This window comes from Anaerolineae bacterium, assembly GCA_016931895.1.
Taxonomy (GTDB): domain Bacteria; phylum Chloroflexota; class Anaerolineae; order 4572-78; family J111; genus JAFGNV01.
The window spans coordinates 1-22,078 of sequence record JAFGDY010000013.1 but is presented as its reverse complement, the minus strand read 5'-3'; the positions used below and the strand labels follow the sequence as shown (position 1 = coordinate 22,078).

23 protein-coding genes are annotated in these 22,078 nt (G+C 52.6%); 21 read left to right on the top strand and 2 right to left on the bottom strand.

Translation table 11 applies throughout. The features are described 5' to 3' along the window. Positions 1–469 precede the first annotated feature (469 nt). From JW953_01200 to JW953_01185, 4 genes are all read left to right on the top strand, one after another. Positions 470–1,195: a metal-dependent transcriptional regulator gene (locus tag JW953_01200; GenBank protein ID MBN1991292.1), complete on the top strand. Its 726-nt coding sequence runs from the start codon at positions 470–472 to the stop codon at positions 1,193–1,195. Positions 1,196–1,354: 159 nt separating this feature from the next. Then, positions 1,355–2,287, top strand: coding sequence for a cation transporter (locus JW953_01195; GenBank protein MBN1991291.1), 933 nt, complete (start codon positions 1,355–1,357; stop codon positions 2,285–2,287). 121 nt (positions 2,288–2,408) lie between these two features. Further along, positions 2,409–3,356: an ABC transporter substrate-binding protein gene (locus JW953_01190; protein MBN1991290.1), complete on the top strand. Its 948-nt coding sequence runs from the start codon at positions 2,409–2,411 to the stop codon at positions 3,354–3,356. A 338-nt stretch (positions 3,357–3,694) separates the two neighbouring features. Next, positions 3,695–4,405 carry a hypothetical protein gene (locus JW953_01185; protein MBN1991289.1) on the top strand — a complete coding sequence of 237 codons (711 nt, stop codon included), beginning with the start codon at positions 3,695–3,697 and terminating at the stop codon, positions 4,403–4,405. 134 nt (positions 4,406–4,539) lie between these two features. Here JW953_01185 and JW953_01180 read toward each other — a convergent pair whose 3' ends face one another. Continuing rightward, complete coding sequence (locus JW953_01180) at positions 4,540–6,630, bottom strand: hypothetical protein (protein MBN1991288.1); 2,091 nt, start codon at positions 6,628–6,630, stop codon at positions 4,540–4,542. Between the two features lie 218 nt (positions 6,631–6,848). Here JW953_01180 and JW953_01175 point away from each other — a divergent pair, with 218 nt between their 5' ends. Continuing rightward, positions 6,849–7,589 carry an ROK family protein gene (locus JW953_01175; GenBank protein MBN1991287.1) on the top strand — a complete coding sequence of 247 codons (741 nt, stop codon included), beginning with the start codon at positions 6,849–6,851 and terminating at the stop codon, positions 7,587–7,589. A gap of 141 nt (positions 7,590–7,730) precedes the next feature. On the opposite strand, the gene JW953_01170 is transcribed toward JW953_01175, so the two are convergent. Beyond that, entirely contained in the window at positions 7,731–8,120 is a 390-nt protein-coding gene (locus tag JW953_01170; protein MBN1991286.1) for a response regulator, read from the bottom strand. A gap of 356 nt (positions 8,121–8,476) precedes the next feature. Here JW953_01170 and JW953_01165 point away from each other — a divergent pair, with 356 nt between their 5' ends. From JW953_01165 to JW953_01090, 16 genes are all read left to right on the top strand, one after another. After that, on the top strand, positions 8,477–10,000 hold the full coding sequence (locus JW953_01165; protein MBN1991285.1) for a PLP-dependent aminotransferase family protein: 1,524 nt from the start codon (positions 8,477–8,479) through the stop codon (positions 9,998–10,000). Positions 10,001–10,140: 140 nt separating this feature from the next. Then, complete coding sequence (locus JW953_01160) at positions 10,141–10,413, top strand: hypothetical protein (protein MBN1991284.1); 273 nt, start codon at positions 10,141–10,143, stop codon at positions 10,411–10,413. Further along, positions 10,413–11,081, top strand: a complete 669-nt coding sequence (locus JW953_01155; GenBank protein MBN1991283.1) for a pyridoxamine 5'-phosphate oxidase family protein — start codon at positions 10,413–10,415, stop codon at positions 11,079–11,081. Before JW953_01160 ends, JW953_01155 begins: the two co-directional genes overlap by 1 nt. Positions 11,082–11,157: 76 nt before the next feature. Then, positions 11,158–12,147: a DMT family transporter gene (locus JW953_01150; GenBank protein MBN1991282.1), complete on the top strand. Its 990-nt coding sequence runs from the start codon at positions 11,158–11,160 to the stop codon at positions 12,145–12,147. Positions 12,148–12,237: 90 nt separating this feature from the next. Next, entirely contained in the window at positions 12,238–13,155 is a 918-nt protein-coding gene (locus tag JW953_01145; GenBank protein ID MBN1991281.1) for a DMT family transporter, read from the top strand. Positions 13,156–13,260: 105 nt separating this feature from the next. After that, positions 13,261–13,551 (top strand): cupin domain-containing protein, encoded by a 291-nt coding sequence (locus JW953_01140; protein MBN1991280.1) that lies wholly within the window; start codon positions 13,261–13,263, stop codon positions 13,549–13,551. A gap of 8 nt (positions 13,552–13,559) precedes the next feature. Continuing rightward, a complete protein-coding gene (gene ltaE / locus JW953_01135; protein MBN1991279.1) occupies positions 13,560–14,588 on the top strand; it encodes a low-specificity L-threonine aldolase in 1,029 nt (342 codons plus the stop codon). A 23-nt stretch (positions 14,589–14,611) separates the two neighbouring features. After that, on the top strand, positions 14,612–14,923 hold the full coding sequence (locus JW953_01130) for a hypothetical protein (protein MBN1991278.1): 312 nt from the start codon (positions 14,612–14,614) through the stop codon (positions 14,921–14,923). A gap of 23 nt (positions 14,924–14,946) precedes the next feature. After that, entirely contained in the window at positions 14,947–15,879 is a 933-nt protein-coding gene (gene pdxS, locus JW953_01125; GenBank protein MBN1991277.1) for a pyridoxal 5'-phosphate synthase lyase subunit PdxS, read from the top strand. A gap of 474 nt (positions 15,880–16,353) precedes the next feature. Beyond that, positions 16,354–16,926, top strand: a complete 573-nt coding sequence (locus JW953_01120; protein MBN1991276.1) for an ATP-binding protein — start codon at positions 16,354–16,356, stop codon at positions 16,924–16,926. A 98-nt stretch (positions 16,927–17,024) separates the two neighbouring features. Beyond that, entirely contained in the window at positions 17,025–17,369 is a 345-nt protein-coding gene (locus JW953_01115; GenBank protein MBN1991275.1) for a hypothetical protein, read from the top strand. A gap of 24 nt (positions 17,370–17,393) precedes the next feature. Further along, a complete protein-coding gene (locus tag JW953_01110; GenBank protein ID MBN1991274.1) occupies positions 17,394–17,966 on the top strand; it encodes an ATP-binding protein in 573 nt (190 codons plus the stop codon). Between the two features lie 54 nt (positions 17,967–18,020). Beyond that, positions 18,021–18,365 carry a hypothetical protein gene (locus tag JW953_01105; GenBank protein MBN1991273.1) on the top strand — a complete coding sequence of 115 codons (345 nt, stop codon included), beginning with the start codon at positions 18,021–18,023 and terminating at the stop codon, positions 18,363–18,365. A gap of 63 nt (positions 18,366–18,428) precedes the next feature. Then, entirely contained in the window at positions 18,429–19,796 is a 1,368-nt protein-coding gene (locus tag JW953_01100; protein ID MBN1991272.1) for a PAS domain S-box protein, read from the top strand. A 15-nt stretch (positions 19,797–19,811) separates the two neighbouring features. Next, positions 19,812–20,789 (top strand): PAS domain-containing protein, encoded by a 978-nt coding sequence (locus JW953_01095; GenBank protein ID MBN1991271.1) that lies wholly within the window; start codon positions 19,812–19,814, stop codon positions 20,787–20,789. A 31-nt stretch (positions 20,790–20,820) separates the two neighbouring features. Continuing rightward, positions 20,821–22,078: PAS domain-containing protein (locus JW953_01090; GenBank protein ID MBN1991270.1), on the top strand; the 1,258-nt coding region annotated here is incomplete at its 3' end.

Genomic DNA, 22,078 nt, shown 5'->3' with positions numbered 1-22,078 from the left:
ACACCAGTAACTCGACATAATACTGAGTTACACTACATAATATATCATAGGTATAATATTACGTCAAGTTGAATCAACAATTTCCTTGTGAACAAAATCATATGGGTATTGAGCAAAGCCAACAGGTGAGACTAAATATTTAAAATAGAAGCATATGCACTTGGGCCTATCAGTGGTAACAACAAATTGACAGGTGTTAACAGGGCTTATAAGTTTGATGGTTTTTTATAAAATTTTATAAGGATGTATTCAAGATTCTGGACACACCCGTCACTTTACAAATCATTTTTTAATGCTATATTCTCCCCTAAGTATGTATAGGCTTGCGTAAATTCATGCCTAGTAACAATGCAGGTTTTCTCATTCTCAAACTTGTTTGGGCCCAAACTCAGTTTAGGAACGAAAAAACTCGGAAAACTATCTAATCTTATTATTAAACGTGGCCGGAATTTTTCGGAGGCATTTCTATTTGCAAACGCAAGTTCAACCTGACTCCAAACTCCAGATGAGTGAAGCCATGTGTGATTACCTGAACGAGATTTATCGTCTGGGCCAAGGTGAAACCTGGGTAAGTACCACGGCCATTGCCAAGCGTTTGAATGTATCTGGCCCAGCCACCGTGCGGATGGTTAGTCGCCTGCACGATTACGGTCTGGTCACTCATTTGCCTTACAAAGGTGTCCAAATTACGCTGGATGGCCAAAAAATGGCGTTGTTAAATATTCGCCGCCACCGGCTGGCAGAACAATTTTTGGTAGATGTGATGAATTTCGGTTGGCACGAAGTTCACGATCTGGCCAATAACCTTCGGAAGGGTATTACTCAGGATATTGAAGACCGGATGGATGAAATGTTAGGGTATCCTGCCACTTGTCCTCACGGTGAGCCTATCCCCACCCGTGAGGGCGTACTGCCTGCCGTGAACGACAAACCGCTTACGGTTCTCTCCCTCGGTGCTCAGGGTCAAATCAGCCGTATCAAAACTCACGAACCGGATAAACTCAAATACCTGACCGAGATTGGTTTGACGCCTGGCGCATCTTTTCAATTGATCAATCGCGCTCCATTTAGTGGCCCCCTTCGTTTAAAGATTGGTCACTATGAACAGGTTGTTGGTATAGAATTGGCTGCCGCGTTGTGGGTCCTGAGTGAGGACGCCTCATTGAAATCCTTAGCCACGACACCCCCTCAGTGATTAGCTATATCTAAATATCAGATTAGGCAACTCTCAAAATTAACTTGGACGCTCCTAAATAAAAAGTTAACCGCAGTCTATTGATATTCTGGTCAAGGTACGGTAAGATGTTAGAGAAGGGTTTCACCAAGCTACAACCTGAACTTGGCAAGAAATGTTATGGACGCACAACAAAGAGAACGCAAAAGTTTGAAGGCTGTCAATGTGGGGTTGGCAGCCAATATTTTTTTAGCTGGATTAAAAACTGGGGTGGGCGTCATCGGGCACAGTCCTGCCCTGCTGGCCGATGGCGTCAATTCCACCTCTGATGTGGCCTATTATGTGGTGGTGAGCGTGTTTTTCCGTCTGGCCCGCAAGCCGCCCGATAAGGAACACCCCTATGGGCATCATCAACTGGAAAGCATTGCCGCGCTGATTGTGGGCGCGTTTGTGATTACCACGGCCATCGCGGTTTTCTGGACAGCCATCAACGATATTTACGACCTACTGCTTGGTCAGAGTGACTTTAGCGGCGCTTCAAGATGGGCATTGTGGGTGGCGTTGCTGACCATCCTGATCAAATTGGGCCTGACGCTTTTTACCGGCCGGATTGGTCGGCAAACCAACAATGTTGTTGTGCAAGCGCTGACTTCGGATCACCGCAACGACATCTACTCGGCGTTAGCCGCGGCCATTGGTATTTTTCTGGGGCAGATGGGTCTGTTGTGGATTGACCCCCTAGCTGGGGCACTGGTGGCGCTGGTAATTCTGCGCACAGGTATTGAGATCCTACGCGACGCTTCCACCGATCTAATGGATACCGTTCCTGGTCAGACGCTGGTCCAACAGGTAAAAGTGTTGCTTAAAACAGTTCCCGAGGTTAAACAGGTTGAAGAAATTCACGCTCATCGTTTTGGCCCCTATCTGGTCATCAATTTGACTATCTGTGTGGATGGCGCGTTAAGTGTGGCCGAAGGAGATTGCATCGCTTGTGAGGTGGAAGACACACTGTATCAAAATGTTGACTTTTTGCGCCGTGTATATGTGCATTACCATCCCCTCAAATCTGCCCAGGTCCAGCCAGGTAGCTCTCTTGTCCATCATCCAGTTTAATCACCACGTTATAACAATATTTGACAAATCAATCATTCTGAGTACATTTTTTCTTGTAGTTTCAATAAATTCTGAAACTTTAATATAAAAATGGCAAATTTTGTACCTGGAGGAGGTTACCATGAGAGGCATACTTTGTTGTTTTTTATTACTAGCCTTGCTGCTCCCTGCTTGCAATCTTGGCGGTCAACCGGCCGAGGATACCACCTTGAAAGTGGGGCTGCTGCCGATTTTGGACGTATTACCCTTTTACGTAGCTCAAGACAAAGGTTATTTTGAGGGCGAAGGAATCAACGTGGAACTGGTGCCGGTGAAAAGCGCCCAAGAGCAGAGCGCCCTGATTCAGGCCAATGAAATTGACGGCGCTATGACCGACCTGCAAAATGTGGCCTTGTTTAACCGGGAAACCCCGCAGCTCAAAATTATCTCCCTGGCTCGCCGGGCCTATCCTGAGTATCCCCACTTCCGTATTGTCGCCGCCCGGGGCTTTGAGGTGAATGGGCCGGCGGATTTGGCCGGGGTGCCGATTGGCATCAGCCAAAATACGATCATCGAATATCTGGCCGACCGCCTGCTGGCCGAGTATGGCCTGCCCGCCAAGCAGATGGCCATTGAAGAAGTCAGCGCCATTCCGGTCCGTTTTGAAATGCTGATGGAAGGCCAACTTAAGGCGGCCTTGCTGCCCGAGCCGATGGGCGAAGCCGCCCTGGCCGGCGGCGCCACCCTGATTGTGGACGACACCCAATTTCCGCAATACTCCCAGAGCATCCTGGCCTTCACTACCGACTCCTTGGCGAAACAACCCAACACGGTAAAAGCGTTTTTACGCGCCTGGAACAAAGCCGTCGCCGACATCAACCAAGACCCCAACGCCTACCGTGATGTGCTGATTGAAAACACTCGCGTTCCGCCCAGTATCCAGGGGACGTTTAATGTGCCCAAATATCCCAAAGGTGAAATCACCACCGAGGCCGAGTGGAACGACGTGATTGGGTGGATGCAGGAGAAAGGTTTGGTTGATGGTCCGGTGCCATACGAGGATTCCGTGGACAAAAGTTTTTTGGAATAAGCTGAGACCGCTTTATTTTTGCCTACCGATCAAGGGGATACATTTAGAGAAGGTGTCCCCTTTTTTGATTCCCGCGTAGGGTGCAAAAAGTGCGCCCTACGGAGGGCAGACTAACTTCTCCCCCCTTTTTTTACCAATCTATTTTTACCGGAGAGGGAATCTTAATATAATGAATAATATAGTGGTTGAATTTATTTGCGCCAGGCACATCGATTCCATTCAGAAGTTTTACCTCTTGTTATCCTCCTACCGGCGCCCAAATTGGAAGTTATCAATTGGATGGTACGGCGCGGTTGGTTTGGAGAATTGGTCTAATGTTTAGCAATAATGCGAGAGTTATGTCTGAACAGGATTTCATTGACAGGATGGAGAAGTGGGGCTATTACCTTCTCCCCAAGTCTCACCCACATTGTTTCGGCCACACCGGATTGCTTATCGCTATTCGAGAAACCCCAACTAAACAACATTTTGATCCAGAGTTGATACACCTACGGCTCGGTGATAAGGATAATCTGGCCCGATTAGTGACGCTGAAATTAAAACCTGCTTTCTCAAGCCCCAGGCATGTCTGTCCAGGCCGGGTAGTTCTCTATGACCGGATAGACAAACGCGTCCATTTTTTTACCTTCGGCGGCGTGCTAGAGACCATCTCGGCGTCCGATGAGACAATATATTTTCTGTATTCACCGGGGCCGATCTTGGAGATCACTGGAAATCTGGGAAGCCTTCCAGACCAGTTGGCTTTTGAGATAGAAGGTCTGCTTGGTCAATGTAAGGCACGATGGGCTTCAAACGATAATGGCTTTGCTTGCCGTTTAGCTCAGATTGATCCAGGCCAATTCTACCTGACCAGCTTACAGGCGGTCCTGATGCGTTATCAGCAACACCAGGCCCTGCGGAGGAGATATTTTGAGTTTTACACAGCGCTTTTACAAGAAAAGGAATGGCTGGCGCAAGCGGGTCAGTGGCCTGTTACCCTGCCTCTTTTAGAGGATCTATTCGACCCCAATCGTTGCGGACCCGTTGCATTATCACCCACAGGTCAGTAAATCTTACCAGGTGCAGAAAACTCCATGCTTTGCCAACAATTCATTGTGCTCAACTGCCAAATCAAACGCCCCCAACTGACCAATCGAAAAGTCTCATTTTCTTGACGGATGAGCAAAGTAACCAGCACAACTTTCTAATTCTTGGGTGGATTGACAAAATCATACCTAAACTCCACCAGCATAAACTGGTCTGGCCCCAGGGTTACTTTGAGTTCGGCCAAGTCCACCAGCGCCACAATGTATTCCCCTTGCGCCAATCCGCCAAACTCGGTGGCGTAGTCGCCCAATTCCGGTTTGGTGCCGGTGAGTTGGGGCGCGCTTTGCCAGTCACCGCTGCGCAAAATAACCGGATGATCTTTCAAGCCTGCCGCACGCACGCCGATAGTGCCGTTAACACCATTGACCGTTTCCACCACGCGCCCCTGCCAGGCAAAGGCCGGGGTAGGGGTGAGGGTGGGCGAGGGGCTGGGGGTGGCCGTAGGCGGCCAGGTTTGGGTTAAAGCGGCGGGGATGGGCGTCGCTGTAGCCGGTTGGTAAGGTTGCGCGTTAGTTCCCACCACCGGTGGAGCTAACGCTGCGGACTGCGTGGCGTAGGTAGCGTTGGGTGAAAAAACAATCTCTGCCAGGCCCACCCCATCCACAAAAAGTTTCTGGCTGGCCCCGGTATTCAGGGCTTCCACCAGGTACACCCCCGGCCTTAACGCGCCAAATTCACAAACCAGGCCACCCAAAATGGGATTAGGCACTACTTCACATAGTTGTTCCGTGCCCCGTACCGAGCGCAAAGCAATAACTTGTCCCACCTGGCCCATTACCCATACTCTAATAACCGCTTCTCTGGCCTCAACCGCCTGCACGCCGTTGGTGTTCTTTTGCAGGCGGGCCTGCCAGCCGGTAATGCCCGGCGGCAGCACTTCCAGGTCAAAAAGAATAACTACTTTTTCATTTTCAAAAAGAATCGTCGGTAAGCTTAAACCCAGGCCCTCAGGCGTAACCACGTACTGGCCTGGGGTCAGGTTCTTGAAGGCGCAAATGTCCTGGCCTTCGCCATCCTGGCCGGTCAGGCAGCGCCGTTCGCTGTTGACATTACCGTTGACCACTCGCAGCCGAACCGGCACGCCTTGCAGGCCGGAAACCCGGACGGCCAGGATTGAACCGCCGGTTACATTTCTGCGTTCGGCCACCACGCCCAACCAGCGCGTGGCGGGGGTGGGGGTGGGCAGGGGAGTAGGGGTCTGGGTGGGTAGGGGCGTTACGGTCGGCGTAGCCGTATCGGTTGGAGACGGCGTGATGGTAGGGGGGGGCGTCTGGGTGGGAGGGGCGGGGGTAGAAGTTGCCGAGGGCGGAGGAAGAGTAGCGGTAGCAGTTGGGGGTGACACGGGATAAAATTCAACCCGCGTTTCGATATTGGCCTTTAAGTCCACTTCAAAACGGCTGTTCAAATACAACGGCTCAATTATATATTTGCCGGGCGTCAAGGCAGTAAACTCAACCACGTCCGGCCCTAACTCCTGAGGCTTTTGGCCGGTATTGGCCGTATTGATCACTTCAGCCACCGTGGAGAGACGGACAGGATGGTTGCTCAACCCCACCACCTGCACCAATAACCGGGCAAAGGGCATATTGGGACCGGAGGCTTCGCCGGCCAGCCGCGCTTGCCACAGTTGCCCCTGCCAGGAAGTAGGCGTAACAGTAGGCTGCCCGGCGCGGGTCGCTTCCGGTGCCGGAATCTGGATAAACTCAATGACGGCCAGGTTATAATTGTCCGCCGTCACGTCCAGGCTTACGCCCAGTTCAGGCACACTCACGGTCCAGATGCCGGCAGTTACCGGGGCAAATTCGGCAGTGTAAGGGCCGTATTCCGGCTTACTGCCCGATTCACCCGTAATCAACTCGTCTTCACTGCGCAACTCTATCCGCGCCCCGGTAATTCCCTCCACCTTGACTCTAAAAATAGAGCCGGTCCCTTCGGTAACGCCCAGGGTATTGCTGACCAAACGCCCTACCCAAGTTTTAGGGATGGCGGTAGGGGTCAGCGTAGGGTTGGGCGTGGGCGTGGCCACAGGGCGGGGGATAGGGGTGCGTGTGGGCAGGCTATCTCCGGTAGATTGCGCCTTGACCACCGGCCCGGGCTGGCCTTCGGCAAAGAATAGACCGGCGGTCAAAAAGGTGACGGCTATTGACCATATTAAGATAAAGTGTTTTGTCCGGCGTAGTAGGTTCACAGCAGCCAATCTTGGGATAATCTTGCACGGCAACAGCATTACTATTATACGTCTTTATTGAGAAATTCCTTCAAGATAGAACGGGCTGGGGGTCTGCAACTATGAAACCATTGGGTAGGGACAGAACAATGTTCTGTCCCTACCGCCAAATTTGGAACGCATCCGCCTGCTTGCCTCCGGTGTGGTTTCAAGTTAGAATCAAGATTAAGGAGGTGACTATGAAAATTTTAGGCATTGATATTGGCGGCTCCGGCATCAAAGGCGCGCCGGTAGATATTAAAAAGGCCGTATTGGCCGCAGAACGCCATCGTATTCCCACGCCACAGCCCTCTGAGCCAGAGGCAGTAACCGACGTGGCGGCTCAAATTGTCAAACATTTTAAATGGAAAGGGCCAATCGGCTGTACATTTCCTTCGGTCATCAAAGATGGCGTGGTCTATACCGCGGCCAATGTGGACCAAGCCTGGATTGGCACCAATGGTCAAAAGCTGCTGCAAAAAAAAACCGGCTGCCCCGTGCTCTTCATCAATGATGCCGATGCGGCCGGCATTGCCGAGATGAAATTTGGGGCGGGCAAAGGCCATAAAGGGATGGTTATTATGATTACCCTGGGCACCGGCATTGGCACGGCTGTTTTTGTCAACGGCCGGCTGGTGCCCAACACCGAGTTAGGCCACATAGAAGTGCGCGGCAAAGACGCCGAAGAGTGGGCTTCTGATCGCATTCGCAAAGAACAAGATTTAGGCTGGAAAGAGTGGGCCGCTCAGGTAGATGAATTTTTGGGCCGCATGGAGGCGCTCCTGTGGCCCGATTTATTCATTATTGGCGGCGGCGTTAGTAAAAAGCACGAAAAGTTTTTACCCTTATTAACCGTAAAGGCCGAGGTGGTGCCGGCCCAACTGCGCAACGAGGCGGGCATTATCGGCGCAGCCCGGGCGGCCAAGTCTCTGGTTAAATAGCCGCCCGTTCAATCAGTTTTAGCCGATCAAAAAACGCCCTCGTTACCTGATGAGGGCGTTTTTAGTATTTTTTTGAGCCGAGGGCAGAATCAAAATACGGTTTGACAAGCTTTTGGCCTTAAGCTCCTGCCCGGTCCGGGCCTAATTGACCGGCTGCTTTTCAACGACTGCACACACCGTACGGATCAACTCGTCAATCTCAAAGGGTTTTTTGAGATAACGATCATTGCCCAGCACCTGGTGGCCGGCAGCGGCATCCTGTTTTTGATCTCTGGCCGAGATGATGATAATTGGCACCGTTGACAACTCTTTGTCGGCCTTCATCTGGCGATAGATTTCCCAACCGTCAATGTCGGGCAACATCAAGTCAAGCAAGAGCACATCCGGCTTCAGGCTTTTCAACAGTTCCAGGCCCAACTCACCTCTTTTGACTCCACTTACGTGATAGCCTTTTCTTTCCAGGATGAGTTGGAGCAAACCTCTCATTTCTGGATCATCTTCTATTGATAAAATTCGTGTTTGGGCGCCCACGTTTTTAATCCTTTTTTACTACTGAAATAGGGTATATTTGAATTATACCACAAAAACAAGCTGTTGCCTTTAGGAGTTTTGGCCCGTTACGTGACGTTGATTGTTATTTTGACCCGGGGCATAAACGTGGGGATAAGTCGAAAAGTAGAAAACGCTACGGACAAATCACCCCAAAGTCCTTGAACGCTCCCATTATAACATTGATTAGGGCCGTGTCAAGCATTTTTTTTGAGGGCTAATTGGACTCCTTGATTTTATCAAATTGGCCCTATCCAAAATAGAATTGGCGTGCTATAATCAGGCCGATTTAATAGCCAGGTCCATTGGGTCAGTTGGGTTAACCAGGAGCAGCTAAAATGTTTACGCCATTAAAGCGCCAGGGCGGGCGGCCCCTTTATCTCCAGGTAGCCGACCAACTCCGCGCCAAAATTGAAAATGGAGAATTGGCCCCCCATACTCGCTTGCCGGCCAGCCGGGTATTGGCCAAAAAGTTGGGCGTCAACCGCATCACTATTGTCAATGCCTACACCGAACTGGAGATCGAAGGGTTGGTGGTTAGCCGGGTGGGCAGCGGTACGTTTGTGGCCGGAGGGCATAACGACCTTTTGCCCGGTAGCGAGACTCCGGCGGCCTCTCCCTGGTCAGGCCCTTTAGCTCCCCCCCGCCAGTGGACCGCCAGCCAGATGCTGGCCGAAATGATGCGCCTGGCCCGCCAGCCCGGGGTCATCTCCTTTGCCAACGGCGCGCCCGCCAGCGAATTTCTGCCCGTCAACGAGTTCCGGCGGGCCTTAAACGATGTGCTGCGGCAAGATGGGGCCATGGCCCTGCAATATGAAGAGGCGGTGGGGTATCAACCTCTGCGGGAAACTATTGCCCATTACCTGCACCGGCAGGGCACCCGGGTGCACAGCAACAACATTTTGATTACCGCCGGCTGCCAACAAGCCCTGGATATGACCCTGCGGGTGCTGGCCCGGGGCGATAACAGCATTTTGCTTCTGGAAGACCCCTGCTACCTGGGGCTGCTGGACCTGGTGACGGCCCGCCGTATCCAACCCATTGGCATCTCCCTGGATGCGGATGGGTTGCAAACCGACCGGCTGGAACAGGTCATCCTGCGCTATCGCCCGCGCCTGATCTACGTTACCCCTACTTTTCACAATCCCACCGGGGCCACCATGCCCCTGGAACGACGCCAGGCCCTTTTGGACATTGCCACCCGTTATGGCGTGCCCATTTTGGAAGACAACACTTACGAGGAGTTACGCTACGAGGGCGAGGCGCTGCCCACCCTTAAAAGCATGGATACCGCCGACCTGGTTTTTCTGGCCGGTGGTTTTAGTAAAACATTGGTGCCGGGCATCCGTATTGGCTACCTGGCCGTCCCTGCTTATGTGCGCGAGCGGCTGATTGCCATCAAACAAACCACCGATCTGCTGACCTCGCCGCTCAACCAGCGGGCCTTGTTTGCTTATCTACAAAGCGGCCACTTTAGCCAACACCTCAACCGGGTTCGCACGGCTTACCAGGAACGGCGAGATACTATGCTCGCTGCGGTCAAACAGTATTTTCCGGCGGAAGCGCGGTGGCGGTGTCCCCAGGGAGGCATGTATTTGTGGGTGGAAATGCCCTCGCCAGGCCCCACCGCCACCGACCTCTACCTGACGGCTATCAATTATAATGTAGCTTTTGCCATTGGCTCTGTGTTTTCGGCCAGCGGCTCATTTGCGCACGCGCTGCGGTTGAGTTTTGTCACCCACACCCCCCAGGAGATTCAAGAAGGTATTCGCCGGTTGGGTAAAGCCTGGAAAGAATTATTGGCCCGGCAAGCTGCCGCCGCTGCCCCGGCCCACTACCAGCCTGCCCTGCACATTCTATAAAAGGACAACGTCATGACCACTTGCCTGCATTTTGCCCCACTCAGCGACATCCATCTCTCCGTGCGGAACGATTATTTTGACGTGCTGGCCAGCCGGGCGGCGGACTTCCTGAGCCATGTTATTGCCGAATTGAATCAAATATGGGCCGGCGTGTCCACCTGGCCTGCCCGGCTATGGCTATTTATCCCTGCGCTTACCGCACCTTACGCCTTGAGCCACAAACAGAGGGGACGTGGCAACTGGCCTGGCAAACCCATCCCGTTGCCAACGCCGCCACCACTGCCGAAGCAGGCCAACGCATGCTCAAAAACTGGCTGGCCGTGGATGCCTTTAGCGTGGATTTTGGGCAGCAGTACGTGCAACAAGCCTTTGGCCGCGAAGGGGACAGACAGGGAAAGGCAAATCTAAGCTGATGACAACCACCAATTACCCGACTACGCTTCGCCGCGCCGACCGCGAAATTACCGACCGGGCCACCATTGAAGCCATTTTGCGCCGGGCCGCAGTGGGGCGGCTGGGCCTGGCTGTGGGCAACGTGCCTTACGTGGTGCCGCTCAACTATGTGTATCACCATAACGCCATCTACTTTCACTGCGCCAATCAGGGACGCAAGTTGGAGATGCTCAAGCTCAACCCTCAAGTGTGTTTTGAGGTGGATGAACAATATGGGATTGTGCGCAGCAACAAACCGGCCTCGCACGGCACCCACTACGCCAGCGTGATTGTTTTTGGCCAGGCTCAAATTCTGGAAGACCTCCAGCAGAAATTTGAGATATTGCAGGTTTTGCTGGACAAATACGCGCCCGGCCGTCACTATCGCCCTCTGCGGCGCCCTGAGGCGCAAGAGGTAACGGTGGTAGAAATCGCTATTGAGGCGATAACGGGCAAAGCCCGCCGGCCATTTTATCCCGGCCAAAAGGTGCGCCTGCGGCCAGATAGTGAGCCGGACGAGCGGCTGGGCGAAAATATCTTTGCGGTAGAATCTGTTGATGCCCAGGGACTCGTCCATTTGCAAGGAACCGACCTCCGGCTATCCTGGGAACGATTTGAAAGTTATTTTGGGCCGGAAGCAGAAATTTGACCCTGATCATGGAGCCAAGCATGGATCATCTTTTTTTCTCTAAAATATGCTCAAATATCTTGACCAGGAGTATGGCATGACCCCAAATAACTTAACCCTTACCCGGGGTTATACCATGGCCTTGCTCGCCGCAGTTTTTTTATCAACCACGGCCATCTTTATCCGCCATTTATCTCAGACTTACCACATGCCCTCATTGGTGCTGGCCTTCTGGCGAGACGGTTTTGTGGTTCTGACCCTGCTGGTTGTGCTGGGGCTGTTGCGCCCCAGCCTGTTGCGGCTCAAACACCAACACCTGCTTTACCTGATTACCTACGGTTTCATCCTGGCCATTTTCAACATCTTGTGGACCTTTTCCGTAGCCTTGAACGGGGCCGCCATCTCCACGGTGTTGGTTTACACTTCGGCCGGGTTCACGGTTTTGCTGGGCTGGTGGTTTCTCCAAGAACGCCTGGCTTGGGCCAAACTTTTGGCCGTGGTCTTTAGCCTGGGGGGGTGTATCCTGGTTTCAGGCGCCATAAACGCGGACATCTGGCGGGCTAATGCCCTCGGCATCTTGACCGGGATACTTTCCGGCCTGGGCTACGCTATCTACAGCCTGATGGGACGTTCAGCCTCGCAACGCGGCCTGAATCCCTGGACCACCCTGTTCTACACTTTTGGTTTTGCCGCCATTTTCTTGCTGTTCTTTAATCTGCTGCCGGGGGGCATGTCTGGCACGGCTGCTCCTCCTCTGGCCAATCTTTTCTGGCTGGGGGACGCCCTAGCCGGTTGGGGGATTTTATTTCTGTTGGCTGCCGGGCCAACCGTGCTGGGCTTTGGCCTGTATAACGTCAGCCTGGTCTATCTGCCTTCCAGCGTGGCCAATTTGATTGTCACCCTGGAACCGGCCTTCACCGCTATCATTGCCTATGCCCTGCTCGGCGAACGTCTGAATGGCCTGCAAATTGGGGGCAGTGTAATGATCTTAACCGGCGTCGTTTTTTTGAGAATCTATGAAGAGTGGCTGCCGGGCCAAACCCGGCCCGACCTACAAGGACAAATCAGCGCCTTTTCTGCGGATTGAACATGCGCCTGGCTAAAACGTTACAAATTCATCAACCCAGGTCTGGGGTGGAGGGCAAGTTTGAAACCTTGATCTTTACGATATGCGGTGATGGTTAAAACCGCAACCACCCAGCCGGCCCAAATCAAAGGCGCGCTGTTGACCCTGGCCTCGGCGGCATGTGTGGCCGTAACTTATGTAACCAGCAAGCAGGTCATGCAGAACCTGTCGCCGCTGGCCTTTACGCCTATTTGGTTTGGGGTGGCCTCGTTGTGGGGCGTGGGATTTTACTTGCTGCGCAACGGGGTCAAAACGCCGCCCGGTCTGTCCAGGACTATCTGGCCCATTCTGGGGTTGGGCTTCTTTAATGGTCTGGCGAATCTGTTGTTTTTCATCGCCGTCAACTTGGGCAACCCTACCCTGGTTGCTTTCTTTAGCCGCAGCGAGACAGTGTACACGGTGTTATTGGGCGCCTTGCTGTTGGGTGAGCGCATGCGACGTTACCAGTGGGCCGGCGCGATCCTGGCCGTTTTTGGGGCCGGGGTGATGACCTTTCGGGCCGGGCCGGTGGTTTGGTTGATGCTGGCATTATTGTTAGTCTCGTCTTTTTTCCTGTCGGCCAGCACCTTGCTGGCCAAAAAATATATTTTGGCGGTGGAGCCGCTGGTGCTGTCTACGGCGCGGACGGTGATAATGGCGGTATTGTTGGCCGGGGTGGGGCTGGCGGCCAAACAATGGACCTGGCCCTCCGGCGCGGCCTGGCTGTGGATCATTGGCGGCAGCTTTTTTGGCCCGTTTTTAAGCTACGTGCTGTTTTATCGCGGCCTGCGCTATTTTGACCTGGGCCAGGGGGCGGTTATCCGCAGCACCCAACCGTTGTTTGTGGCCGTTTACAGCCTGATCCTGTTTGGCGTGTTTATCACGGCCCAACAATGGCTGGGGGGGTTAATGATGCTGGCCGGCGTGGCGCTGATGTTATGGCCGCGCCGGAAGGCCGGGCCATCAAAGATTTGCTATTGGAGAAATTAGGGGGTATGCTGGGGAGTTAGTGGCAGTTTTAGCCGCAGATAACATTAAGGAGCAACTATGAGCAAAGTAAGCTACTATCAATGGGCCAATTTGCCCCAAACCCCTATGGCCCCCCAAATTCAACGGCGATTGGTAAGTGGAGAAAAAGTGATGGTGGTGCAAGTTACCCTGGAACAAGGCGCGGTGGTGCCCGTCCACCACCACCCCCACGAGCAGATGAGCTGCATCCTCTCCGGCAAGCTGGAGTTTGAGAGCAATGGCGCAAAGCGCGTGGTAAGTGAGGGGGAGGTGGTGCATCTGCCATCCAATGTGCCGCACGGGGTAGTGGCGTTGGCCGACGCGGTGGTGCTAGACATCTTTAGCCCGCCCCGCGAAGATTTTTTGACCAAAACTTGAGCTTAACCATGAAAACAATAGATTTACGCAGCGATACCGTCACCCTGCCCAGCCCGGCCATGCGCCAGGCTATGGCCCGGGCCGAAGTGGGCGACGACGTTTATGGCGAGGACCCTACGGTTAATCAACTGGAAAATTTGGCCGCCGCAAAATTGGGCAAAGAAGCGGCGGTGTTTGTGTCTAGCGGCACCCAGGGCAATTTGGTGGCTGTTATGAGCCACTGCGGCCGCGGCGACGAATACATTGTGGGCCAAGACGCCCACACTTATCGTTATGAGGCGGGCGGCGCCGCCGTGTTGGGCAGCATCCAGCCCCAACCCCTGGATTTTGAGCCGGACGGCACGTTGGATTTAGCCAAAGTTAAAGCCGCCATCAAACCCGACGATTTTCACTTTGCCCAAACGCGCCTGTTATGCCTGGAAAACACCCAGGCCGGCAAAGTGCTGTCGCTTGATTACCAGGCCCGGGCCGGCACCTTTGCCCGCCAGCACCACCTGGCCCTGCACCTGGATGGGGCGCGAGTTTTTAATGCCGCGGTAAAGTTGGGCGTTGACGCGCAAGAAATTGCCCAACATTTTGATTCGGTTTCGGTGTGCCTGTCTAAAGGCCTGGCCGCGCCGGTGGGGTCGGTGGTATGCGGCCCGGCGGAGTTCATTAAAGAGGCGCGGCGCTGGCGCAAGATGGTCGGCGGGGGCATGCGGCAGGCCGGCATTTTGGCCGCCGCCGGGATCATTGCCTTAACCGAAATGGTAGAACGGCTGCACGACGACCACGCGAACGCCCGGCGCCTGGCTCAAGGTTTGGCCGACATTCCCGGCTTTTACGTTGATGTGGACATTGTGCAAACCAATATGGTCTTTTTAAACCTGGCCGACTCCCTGAAGGGTAAACTTGGCCCATTCCTGGCCAAACAGGGCATCATCATTGCCGAGTGGGATTATCCCATCCGGGTAGTCACGCATTATGGTATTGACGCCGCAGATATTGAGCGGGTAATTCAAGCGGCGGCTGAATGTAGTCAACAATATTTAAATTAACTTTAGGGCGAGGTAAAATAACTATGGCTAAAAAACCTTACAGCCCCCTGGCTTCCTACACTGAATTGAAGCGCATAGAGGGCGAACTCAACCAGGCCACCACCGTGGACAAAATCCGCGACCTGGTGGTGAAAGACGGTCCCCAAGTGGGCTACAAAGCCTTTTGTTACATGCTCGGCGGCAAAATGACCCCGGAGGCCATGAAACCCGACGAGGCTTGCGTGGCCGCAGCCACGCTGGAGCAACAAGGCGAAAATGAAGCGGCAATGGAGATTTACAAAAAGGTGCTTGCGGTTCATTCAGACCATCCCCTTGCCAGGAGCAAAGTGGAGTAAGAATTTATAGAAGGAGTGAAAAAATGACAACCCAAAATGGAAAAAATCAAAAACTTTCCCAAGAGGAAAATGGGGCCGAGAACGGCACCTGGCGCGTTAAAGTTGGCCTGGCCCAAATGCTCAAGGGCGGCGTAATTATGGACGTGGTAACGCCGGAGCATGCCCAAATAGCCGAGGAGGCCGGCGCTTGCGCCGTGATGGCCCTGGAGCGCGTTCCGGCGGACATCCGGGCGCACGGGGGCGTGGCGCGGATGAGCGACCCCGGCTTGATTGCAAGAATCATGCAATCCGTCTCTATTCCGGTGATGGCCAAAGCCCGGATTGGGCACTTTGTTGAAGCGCAAATTTTGGAAGCCCTGGGCGTGGATTACATTGACGAGAGCGAAGTGCTGACCCCGGCCGACGAGGCATATCACATCAACAAGCATCTTTTTAAAGTGCCCTTTGTTTGCGGCTGCCGCAACCTGGGCGAAGCCTTGCGCCGCATTGGCGAGGGCGCGGCCATGATCCGCACCAAAGGCGAAGCAGGAACGGGCGATGTGGTAGAGGCCGTCCGTCACGCCCGCTCCGTGCTGGGCGATATTCGGCGGTTGCAAAATATGCCGGATGAAGAGTTGATGACCTACGCCAAAGACATTGGCGCGCCCTACGAATTGGTTAAAGAGACCAAAGAGTTGGGGCGGCTGCCGGTGGTCAATTTTGCCGCCGGCGGCGTAGCCACTCCGGCCGACGCGGCAATGATGATGCAGTTGGGCGTGGACGGTGTGTTTGTGGGCAGCGGCATTTTTAAGAGCAACAACCCGGCCAAACGAGCCAAAGCCATTGTTGAAGCCGTGACTCACTATAATAACCCCCAAATTTTGGCTGAAGTGAGCAAAGACCTGGGCGAAGCAATGGTGGGCATCAACATCAGCAGCATCCCCGAGGCCGAACTGATCGCCGGACGAGGGTGGTAAAAAGTAAGTGGTCCATAGCGGGGTAGCCGGGTGAAAAAATATCACCTGGCTATCCTGTTCTTCACCTTGTTATTCGGTTATAGTCCCATTAACCCCTTGACTCGCCCCTAAAAACAATTTATACTTTTAACATTGGGCCTTGTGACCAGAAAAGGCCAAATTTTGCTATGGGCAGGATATTGGTTGGATTTCTGGTTGTGTGGCCAATTTGTTATGGTTCAACCCAAAATTGGTGAAGTGCCTTGACAATTATTATCTGCCTAACCCCTCAAGTCGCCGGTTCGGCCGTGGGGCAAAATTTGGGTCATCCGGTTGCAATCAGATTGCAACCGACGCCCCATTTTTGGGTGGAACAAACCTTGTGTTGTAAAGAAGATGACCACAGATGCTCAACCCCTTGCCATCAAATAATTGGTAATGATTTGACTTGGCCGGTGACAAAACAAAAATAATCCCAGAAAGGATAACCTCCAAATGCAACAGATATTTGGCGATTTTGTGGAGGAGGAGAGCGGCGACGAATACCTGGTGATCCATTTTTCGCCCACCTCTATCCCTCTACAGCAGCGGTGGCGAAATAGTGGTCTATCGGCCGATTTTTTGGCCGAGTACTGGGCCACCTTTTTCCCGGCGCACGATGTCCCTTCTCGGAAAAGACAAATTGAAGTGAAAGGTGCCATTAACTACATTGCCAATGAGCTACTGGAAAACTTGATGAAGTTCAGCTACCGGCAAGTTAATTGCCCGGTGAGTTTGGGGTTATATTTGTATCAGACTGAATTCAGATTCTACGCCAGTAATGCCATTGCTGCTCAAGATATAGGCGATTTCCAGGCGCGGATTCAAACTTTGTTAACCAGAGACCCCCAGGCGTTGTATTTACAGCAGTTAGAAAAAAATGCAGCGGACGAAAACAGCACCGATTCTGGGCTGGGACTGCTCACTATGCTCAACGACTACGGGGCCAAACTGGCCTGGAAATTTGAAACATCCCCTGAAAATTCTGATCTGACCAGGGTCATTACCATGGTCCAGTTGGCCTTATAAAGAAGTTGTTACGGACCTACAGCACACTACCAAATAATGAAATCTGCTATAAGACACTTGGCCCCTAACACCTGACCTTATTTTTGAAGGAGCGATTTATGGAAATCAAAGGTGAGGATTATCACGTTAGTTACAACGCAGCCATAGCCACGGTGACCCTGAAAGGCGCATTGCGGCTGCGCGGTATCACTGAATATAATCATATTATGCAATTGCTCAATGAAGCCATTGCCCAGGCTCCAAATACAGTCACGCTAGATTTGCAGGAGCTTCAATTTTTGAACAGCTCCGGTATCAATGCCCTTTCCAGATTTGTGATAAAAGTGCGGGATCAAGGCAATAGTGAGCTGGTGGTACGAGGATCACGGCAAATTCCCTGGCAAGAAAAATCATTAGGCAATTTCCAACGGTTGATGCCCACGGTACGATTGGAATGGAGGTAAGTTTTAAGAAAGGAGACGCCTGACATGCAGCAAACGTTTGGCAATTTTGTGGAACAAGAAGATGGTCAAGAATACCTGATTATTCATTTTTCGCCTTCCTCCCTGCCCCTGCAACAACGATGGCGAAATACGGGCCTGTCGGCCGACTTTTTGGCCGAGTACTGGACCACCTTCTTTCCGGCGCACAATGGTCTGGCCCGAAATAAACAGCAAGAGATCAAGGGCGCGGTAAACTACATTGCCAATGAATTGTTGGAAAATCTAATGAAGTTTAGCTACCGGCCGGCCAACCAACCGGTCAGCCTGGAACTCTACCTGTATCAAGATCATTTTAAGTTCTATGCCAGGAATGCGATTGACCCCCAAACCACGACGGATTTTCAAACCCGGATCCAGGTATTGTTAACCCAAGACCCGCAGGCGTTGTATTTACAGCAAGTAGAACGCAATGCCGCCAACGAATACTGTACAGATTCCGGGTTGGGGCTGCTGACGATAATCAACGACTATGGGGCAAAGTTGGCCTGGAAATTTGAAACGGACGCCGCAGCCCCTGAAGTAATGATGGTCACCACCATGGTCCAAATAGCGCTGTAGGCGTACACCGGCAACCATTTCACATAAGCTACAAACAAGGAGCACGTTAACGCAATGGAAGTCAAAGGTGAAGGTTATCACATTAGTTATGATGCCACAACAGCTACAGTGGCTTTGCAGGGAGTATTACGGCTGCGGGGAGTGACTGAATACGCCTCCATTGAGCAATTATTGGGGGATGTGGTTGCGTTAAAACCATCCCAGATTACCCTGGACTTGAGGAAGTTACGCTTTTTGAATAGCTCCGGCATAAACATTCTGTTCAGGTTTGTTATCCAGGTGCGGGAGCAGGGGAATAGCCAACTTGTGGTGCAAGGGTCACCACAAATTCCCTGGCAAAAGAAATCATTACAGAATTTGCAACGGCTGATGACCACCGTGCAATTGAAATGGGTATAAGCGCAATATGAACCGGTATAACTGTTGAGGCAAACCGGATTGCCTCACCGTGTCAGGAGTAAGGTGAACAATTACCAGGCGGACGAGCCTAAAACTGAATCGCCTTCGCCAGAAATGCTGCTGGCCGAAATAGCCACGCTGCGCGAGGAGGTAGCCAAACTACAGCGCCAAAACACCGAATTGGAACTACTGATGGAGATGACCACGGAATACTCGGATGACGTGGCCGACGAGTTGTTTGACACAGCAGCAGAGAAAGTGCGGTTGCAAAACTTGCTGCAAAACATTACCCACTCAATGCCTTCGGCCCTGATTACGCTGGATTTTTCTGGCCGGGTGCTAACCTGGAATCCGGCTGCCGCCAGCCTGACCGGTTTGACCATAGAGCAGGTGCAAGGGCAAATATTATGGCAGGTCTGTCCCCAATTAGCTTGTTACCAGGATTTGTTCGACGGCGTGATGGCCGCAAATCAGGTGATGCGCCGGCACCGGGAGCAAATTGCCCTGAAAAATAAAATGCTTTTTTACGAGGTGAGTATTTTCCCCTTAACCAATGATCTGAAAGGCGCCGTGCTGCGCATAGACGATGTAACCGAATGGGTTCAATTGGAAGAGATAATGCTGCAATCGGCCAAAATGGCCAGCATTGGCGGTTTAGCCGCCGGCATTGCGCATGAAATCAACAATCCCTTGAGTGGCATGCTCCAAAGCGTGCAGATGTTACAAATAGCCCTGGATACCCAACGTTCCTCCACCCGGCAAAAAATGCAAGCTTATAAGCTTAACCCTCAACAATTGCATAAGTATTTACAGGCGCACAACCTGTTGGCCTATCTGGACGACATGCGGGCCAGCGGCGAACGAGCCGCCAGGATTGTAACCGATTTGCTCAGTTTCTCCCGCAAAAGTCCTGCTCAAGCAGCCCCGCAAGACCTGAATAAATTGGTGGAAGAGGCGCTGATCCTGGCTTCTACCGACTACGACCTCAAAAAAAGTTTCGATTTTAGAGATTTGAAGATTGTGCGCCAGTTGGCCCCTAACCTGCCGCCAGTAATGTGTGACGGCCCGCAAATTGAGCAAGTGATTCTCAACCTGGTGCGCAATGCAGCTCAAGCTCTGGCTAAACAAAACCGGGCGAATGAGGAAAGAGGGCGATTGATTGTGCGCACCTGCCTGGCCGCCAATGCTGCATTGGTGCGTTTAGAGGTGGAAGACAATGGGCCGGGCATTCCAGAGGAGGTGCGGATGCGGTTATTTGAACCCTTCTTTACTACCAGCGCAATAGGTGAGGGCACAGGGCTGGGATTATGGCTCTGTTGGACCATTGTGGTAGAGCGGCATAAGGGACGGATTTGGGCCGAGTCAGTTTCAGCCGGCGGGGCCCGGTTTGTGGTTGAGTTGCCGGCGAGTGAACAACAAAGTGCTCATTGAGTCAGGAGGGCGGGGATGACGGCTGAAGCAGAACAATCACCTGAAGCATTACTCGCCGAAATCACGGCATTGCGGGCAGAGATAACCAAATTACAGCAAGAAAAGGCCGAGTTGGAACTACTGGTTGAAATGACCGCAGAACATTCCGACCGTGTCACCGACGAGTTATACAGTACGGTTGAGGCGACGCAGCAAGAGAGCGCAGAACGGTTTGAGGTGATTACCGGCACTGTGCCGGTGCCCGTGGTTATCAGCCGGGGTCTGGACGATATACTGGTGTATGCCAACATGGCCGCCAGTAAAATGCTGGGAGTAGCCAGAGAAGCGTTATTGGGGCGCAGCATGGCTGAATTCTATAGCAAACCCGGCGAGCGGGAAAGGATATTGGCCGCAGTGGCCCAACAAGGGGCTGTGGACAACTGGGAAATACAAGGCCAGCAGGCAGACGATGTTTATTTTTGGGCCATGGTCTTTATTCGTCCCTTAACCTTCAATGATGAGCCATGCCTGCTGGAAATCTACTCTGATCTCACCGCGCATAAACATGCCGAACTGGAGCGTGCTCGCTTACAGCAAGAAGTCATCGAGGCCCAACAAAAAGCTATCCAGGAACTCTCCACGCCGGTTATTCCCATTCTCGATGCGCCTGGGGGCGGCATTATTGTGGTCCCCCTGATTGGCAGCATTGACAGCATGCGGGCCAGGGACATTACCCGCTCCTTACTGGCCGGAATTAGCCGGTACGGGGCTAAAGTAATTATCCTGGACATCACCGGCGTGCCTATTGTTGATAGCGGCACAGCCAATCACTTGCATAAAACCATCCAGGCCGCGCGGCTCAAGGGCGCACGTACCATAGTGACGGGTATCTCCGAGGCAGTAGCCGAAACTATTGTTGACCTGGGCATTGACTGGAGTGAAATCACCACCCTGAGCGATTTGCAAACCGGCCTGACAATGGCTCTCTATAGTTTAGGGATTGAGCTGTATTAAATAATTACTTGCTACATTTTGGAGGTCTCCCATGTTTGACCAATGGCTTGACCAGCGCCAGAATCAGCTCATAGATGATTATACGGCCCTGCGCCAACAGTGGGGCGATCCCCGCCCAGAAGAAGCTATCCGCGGTACGATTGAACTGGTCATGCTGCTGCTCATCCAATCGCTGCGCGGTGAGGCGGATTGGGCTGAAGGGATGAAGACGTTTATTCGGCAAGCCCTAAGCTCAGGCCAGACCTCTCCAATGAGTACAATTGAAGCGATGCATAGTTTGCACCTGGTCATCCGGCGGCGTCTGGATAAAGAGACCCTCCAGCACCCGGAATGGGGGGAAACCATAGATGATTATGTATTAACCGCCAGCCGGAGTGTGATCACCGCCCTGGAAAATAATCTAAAACAACACGAACAAGAATTGCGGGAGGCAGCGGAATATCAACGCCTGATTCTGGAAACTACCCCCATGGCCATTCTCATCACCCGCATCGCGGACGGCACCATTCTGTACGCCAACAAAGAGTTAGGCTATATTCTGGATCAAGATGTTGAAACTCTCATCGGCCAGCCCATCCCCAATTTTTACTATAACCCGGAAAGAGACCGCCCCTTTGTGTTGGAAGCCGTGCAACGGCACGGTTATCTAAATAACCACCAATTACAAGCCAGGCGACCCGATGGTAGCCCCTTCTGGGTTTTGATTTCCGTGCATCCTTTTAAGTACAGCCATGCAGACGCCTTGATCACCTCCCTTTTTGACATCACCGAGCATAGACAGGCCACCGAGGCTTTGCGAACTTCAGAAACTCAGTATCGCGCCACTATTGACGCCCTGGGAGATATGATTTACGTGGTTGACGCCGACCTGAAGTTTGTGTTATACAACGCCGAGGTCAGACGACGGCTCGAATTACTGGGCATGACGGGCGAAATCATTGGCCGCGATTTATTCGATGTTTTTCCATTTTTGCCCGACGAAGCCCGCGACGAGTACCGGCAAGTGTTTGCCAGCGGTAAGGCGATCATTACCCAAGAAGTTATGGGGCTGGCCAGCGGGCGCGTCTATACCGAAACCCATAAAATACCCATTGTTGAAAATATCAACGGAACCCCTCAAGTTAGCCAGGTTATTACCATTGCCCGCGACATTACGGCCCAGAAGGCGGCTGAAGCCGAACGAGAACAATGGCAACAAGAACTCATCGAGGCCCAGAAACAGGCCATCCAGGAACTCTCCACCCCCATTATTCCGGTGATGGATAGAATAATAGTGCTGCCCTTGATTG

Bases quoted from the DNA above. Each gene is read 5' to 3' on its own strand.
- JW953_01195 (MBN1991291.1), top strand. From the start codon at position 1,355: ATGGACGCACAACAAAGAGAACGCAAAAGTTTGAAGGCTGTCAATGTG.
- JW953_01155 (MBN1991283.1), top strand. From the start codon at position 10,413: ATGACAACCACCAATTACCCGACTACGCTTCGCCGCGCCGACCGCGAA.
- JW953_01140 (MBN1991280.1), top strand. From the start codon at position 13,261: ATGGCCCCCCAAATTCAACGGCGATTGGTAAGTGGAGAAAAAGTGATG.
- JW953_01165 (MBN1991285.1), top strand. From the start codon at position 8,477: ATGTTTACGCCATTAAAGCGCCAGGGCGGGCGGCCCCTTTATCTCCAG.
- ltaE (MBN1991279.1), top strand. From the start codon at position 13,560: ATGAAAACAATAGATTTACGCAGCGATACCGTCACCCTGCCCAGCCCG.
- JW953_01110 (MBN1991274.1), top strand. From the start codon at position 17,394: ATGCAGCAAACGTTTGGCAATTTTGTGGAACAAGAAGATGGTCAAGAA.
- JW953_01190 (MBN1991290.1), top strand. From the start codon at position 2,409: ATGAGAGGCATACTTTGTTGTTTTTTATTACTAGCCTTGCTGCTCCCT.
- JW953_01120 (MBN1991276.1), top strand. From the start codon at position 16,354: ATGCAACAGATATTTGGCGATTTTGTGGAGGAGGAGAGCGGCGACGAA.
- JW953_01185 (MBN1991289.1), top strand. From the start codon at position 3,695: ATGTCTGAACAGGATTTCATTGACAGGATGGAGAAGTGGGGCTATTAC.
- JW953_01150 (MBN1991282.1), top strand. From the start codon at position 11,158: ATGACCCCAAATAACTTAACCCTTACCCGGGGTTATACCATGGCCTTG.
- JW953_01160 (MBN1991284.1), top strand. From the start codon at position 10,141: ATGGGCCGGCGTGTCCACCTGGCCTGCCCGGCTATGGCTATTTATCCC.
- JW953_01130 (MBN1991278.1), top strand. From the start codon at position 14,612: ATGGCTAAAAAACCTTACAGCCCCCTGGCTTCCTACACTGAATTGAAG.
- JW953_01175 (MBN1991287.1), top strand. From the start codon at position 6,849: ATGAAAATTTTAGGCATTGATATTGGCGGCTCCGGCATCAAAGGCGCG.
- JW953_01105 (MBN1991273.1), top strand. From the start codon at position 18,021: ATGGAAGTCAAAGGTGAAGGTTATCACATTAGTTATGATGCCACAACA.
- pdxS (MBN1991277.1), top strand. From the start codon at position 14,947: ATGACAACCCAAAATGGAAAAAATCAAAAACTTTCCCAAGAGGAAAAT.
- JW953_01115 (MBN1991275.1), top strand. From the start codon at position 17,025: ATGGAAATCAAAGGTGAGGATTATCACGTTAGTTACAACGCAGCCATA.
- JW953_01095 (MBN1991271.1), top strand. From the start codon at position 19,812: ATGACGGCTGAAGCAGAACAATCACCTGAAGCATTACTCGCCGAAATC.
- JW953_01145 (MBN1991281.1), top strand. From the start codon at position 12,238: ATGGTTAAAACCGCAACCACCCAGCCGGCCCAAATCAAAGGCGCGCTG.